The sequence below is a fragment of the Streptomyces mayonensis genome (assembly GCF_018982965.1).
Taxonomy (GTDB): domain Bacteria; phylum Actinomycetota; class Actinomycetes; order Streptomycetales; family Streptomycetaceae; genus Streptomyces; species Streptomyces mayonensis.
Genome location: NZ_JACBYP010000237.1, coordinates 1 through 3774, shown reverse-complemented (window position 1 = coordinate 3774; position 3774 = coordinate 1). Strand labels below are relative to the sequence as shown.

Annotated in this window: 3 protein-coding genes; 1 reads left to right on the top strand and 2 read right to left on the bottom strand. The window is 72.2% G+C overall.

The window, feature by feature from the left end; genetic code table 11:
• Nucleotides 1–129 precede the first annotated feature (129 nt).
• Nucleotides 130–1659 (top strand): NCS1 family nucleobase:cation symporter-1, encoded by a 1530-nt coding sequence (locus HZS56_RS37510; RefSeq protein ID WP_216725276.1) that lies wholly within the window; start codon nt 130–132, stop codon nt 1657–1659.
• Here the strand turns inward: HZS56_RS37510 and HZS56_RS37505 are convergent.
• Nucleotides 1656–2318, bottom strand: coding sequence for a hypothetical protein (locus tag HZS56_RS37505; RefSeq protein ID WP_216725275.1), 663 nt, complete (start codon nt 2316–2318; stop codon nt 1656–1658). The genes HZS56_RS37510 and HZS56_RS37505 overlap by 4 nt on opposite strands.
• A gap of 154 nt (nt 2319–2472) precedes the next feature.
• Nucleotides 2473–3537: a lipoate-protein ligase LplAB gene (gene lplAB / locus HZS56_RS37500; protein ID WP_216725274.1), complete on the bottom strand. Its 1065-nt coding sequence runs from the start codon at nt 3535–3537 to the stop codon at nt 2473–2475.
• Nucleotides 3538–3774: the final 237 nt, after the last annotated feature.

Sequence of the window (3774 nt, the reverse complement as noted above, 5' to 3'; positions counted from 1 at the left end):
ACGTCCAGTGGATCACCAACGCCTACTTCCTCGGCCAAGCGGGCGCGCGGCAAGACCCGGGCCACACAGGCCCCCCCCTCGGGCACCCCCGCACGGCCTCTCCCGTCCCGTCCCACGAATGGCCTGCTCATGACCGACACCGCGCCCACGGCCATACCGCCGTCGGCCCAAGTCACCCTCCCCGACGGACGCGTGGAGCTCGCCCCGGGCTCCCCGCCGCCGAGCGGCCGCTACGCCAACGAGGACCTGCTGCCCGTCCCCGTCGGCAAGCGCACCTGGACCACGTACAACTTCTCCGCCCTGTGGGTCGGCATGGCCCACAACACCGCCTCCTGGACCCTCGCCTCCGGTCTGATCGCCGTCGGCATGGACTGGAAGCAGGCGGTGTTCACCATCGCCCTGGCCAACCTGATCGTGCTCGTGCCGATGCTGCTCACCGGGCACGCGGGGCCCCGCTACGGCATCCCCTTCCCGGTCTTCGCCCGCGCCTCCTTCGGCATCCGCGGCGCCAACCTGCCCGCCGTCGTACGGGCGTTGGTGGCCTGCGGCTGGTTCGGCATCCAGACCTGGATCGGCGGCGAGGCCATCTACTTCCTGGCCGGCAAGCTGATCGGCGACGGCTGGACGAACGCCGCCGCGTTCGGCGGGCACGCCTGGACCATGTGGCTGTCGTTCGCGATCTTCTGGGCGATCCAGGTCGTCATCATCTACCGCGGCATGGAGACCATCCGCCGCTTCGAGAACTGGGCGGCACCCTTCGTCCTGGTCGGCGCCTTCGTGATGCTGTGGTGGATGACGGACAAGGCCGGCGGCTTCGGCCCGCTCTTCGACCAGGAGTCGAGGCTGGGCTGGGGCGGCGACTTCTGGAAGCTGTTCTGGCCCTCCCTGATGGGCATGATCGGCTTCTGGTCCACCCTGTCCCTCAACATCCCGGACTTCACCCGGTACGGAAAGAGCCAGAAGGCCCAGACCCGCGGCCAGGCCCTGGGACTTCCCACGACCATGACCCTCTTCGCGTTCCTCTCGGTGATGGTCACCTCCGGTTCGCAGGCCGTGTACGGCGAGCCGGTCTGGGACCCGGTGCAGCTCGCCGCGAAGACGGACAACGTGGTCGGCCTGCTCTTCGCGCTGGTGACCGTCCTGGTGGCCACGCTGTCCGTGAACATCGCCGCCAACCTGGTCTCGCCGGCCTTCGACTTCTCCAACGTCGCGCCGCGCAGGCTGAGTTTCCGGGCCGGCGCGCTCATCACGTGTGTGCTCGCCGTGCTGATCTTCCCGTGGAAGCTCTACTCCGACCCGCAGGGCTACATCTTCACCTGGCTCGGGCTCGTCGGCGGACTGCTCGGCACGGTCGCCGGCATCCTCATCGCCGACTACTGGATCCTGCGCCGCGCCCGGCTCGACCTCGTCGACCTGTACCGGCCGGGCGGCCGCTACTGGTACGCGGGCGGCTGGAACTGGCGCGCGGTGCTCGCCTTCGCCGTCGGCGGTGTCCTCGCCGTCGGCGGCGCCGACTTCCACCCCCTGGTCGACGGCCGCCCGCTGCCCTTCCTCGAACCGCTGGCCGACTACGGCTGGGCGGTGGGCCTGGCGACGTCCCTGGTGGTGTACCTGGCACTGATGCTGCTGCCCACCACCCGGCCGGACAGCACCCGCTAGCCGTCCTGCAGGGCGGCCACGGCCTCCTTGGCCGCCTTGAGGGCACCCTTGTTGATGTCGGTCGTGCCGGGTGCCTTCTTCGACTCGAAGTCGCTGCCGTTGTACGTGATCATCACCAGGGCGTTGGCGGCGCGCACCAGCACGGTGCCCTCGCGGGTCTGCTGCTTGTCCTCGGTGGTGAGGTTGACGACGGAGTAGGCCTCGTCACCGAGGCCGGGTACCTCGCCGCCCCCGCTGCGGTCGGCGACCCGTTCCCGGTACGACTTCTGCGCCGCCTCGTCCGTCTTCATCACCTCGTAGGAGACGTCCAGCCAGCGGTAGTCGTAGCCCTTGAGCGCGTTCCAGGAGCAGGTCCGGCGCACGTCGGTGTCCGTCGACGGGATCTCCTTGCCGTCCTCCTTGGCGCCCGGCACCAGTGAGGTCACCGTCTTGCCGGCCAGGCTGTCGCACGGTGCCGGCGCGGCGGCGTACGTCCTGGTGGCCGCCTCGGTCGCCGGGGCGGACGCGGACGCGGACTTGTTGGTCGTGTCGGGCGGCGCCTCGTCCTTCGCGGCCGACGAGGTGTCCGGCCCGGACGACAGTGCCCAGCCCGCGGTGGCGAGCACGGCGACCGGCGCCAGGCGCGCGGTCAGGGCGAGCGGCAGGGGAAGAGAACGCACGGCGCACTTCTCGTGGGGGATGGTGCGGAGGGGTCCGCACTGCGGACGGGACGCCAGTGTCACACGAGTCCCCACAGGGCGGAAGGGGCGAACTCGGTACGTGGCCGTGCGGTCACGCAGAAGCGGCAGAGGCTCGCCCCGCCCGCCGCCGGGATCAGGGCACCCGGGACGTCCACTCGGCGGAGGAGAACTTCTCGCGGGCCAGGTCTCCGGCGCGCGCGGACTCGTCGTCGGTGACCTTCCCCCGGCTCAGTCCGTACCGGTCGCGGAAGGAGGCGACCATCCGCTCGATCACGGCCTCGCGCGCCAGCCCCGTCTGGCGGCGGAGCGGGTCGACCCGCTTCTTGGCGCTCCTCGTGCCCTTGTCGGACATCTTCTCCTTGCCGATGCGGAGCACCTGGAGCATCTTGTCCGCGTCGATGTCGTACGACATGGTCACGTGGTGCAGCACGGCGCCGGGGCCGCCGCCGGGGCCCACGACACGCTTCTGGGCGGCGCCCGCGATCTTGCCCTGCTCGGTGGCGATGTCGTTCAGCGGCTGGTACCAGGCCTTGATGCCCATGTCGCCGAGTGCGCCGAGCACCCACTCGTCGAGGTAGGCGTAGCTGTCCTGGAAGGAGAGGCCCTGCACCAGCGCCTCCGGGACGGAGAGGGAGTAGGTGATGGTGTTGCCGGGCTCCACGAACATCGCGCCTCCGCCGGAGATCCGGCGCACCACCTCGACGCCGTGGCGGGCCGCGCCCTCGGTGTCCACCTCGTTGCGCAGGGACTGGAAGCTCCCGATGATCACTGCCGGGGAGCCCCACTCCCACACCCGCAGCGTCGGCGGACGCCGGCCCGCGGCGACCTCGGCGGTCAGCACCTCGTCCAGCGCCATGTGCAGCGCGGGGGACTGGGGCCCCTCGTGGATCAGCTGCCAGTCGTAGTCCGTCCAGTCGGTGGCGTGCGCGAGTGCCCGGCGCACGGCGATGCCGACGCCCTCCGACGTCAGCCCGTACATCACGGTGCCCTCGGGCAGCGCCGCGTCGATCCGCGCGGCCAGTCCCGCCGCGTCGGTGTCCGCGGGGGCGCCCTCCAGCGCACGGTTCACGGCCTGAAGGGCCTCGTCCGGCTCCAGGAAGAAGTCGCCCGCCACCCGCGCGTGCCGCAGCACGCCGCCCTCGGACTCGACGTCCACCACGACCAGCTTGCCGCCGGGGATCTTGTATTCACCGTGCACCGTTGCGCCTCCGTTCCGCTTCGGGGGACAACAGCGGGTCCGTCCGGTGTGTTCCCGGTGGCGGAGGGGTCCGGGCGGGGCCGGGCGGGCTCGGACGGGTCTGGACGTGGCGCCCCCCCCCCGGGGGGGGGGGCCCCGCGGGGGGGGGGGGGGGGGGCGGGGGGGGGGGGGGGGGGGGGGGGGGTGGGGGGGGGCGGCGGGGCCCGGGGGGGGGCCCCCCGCCCCCCCCGCGCCCCC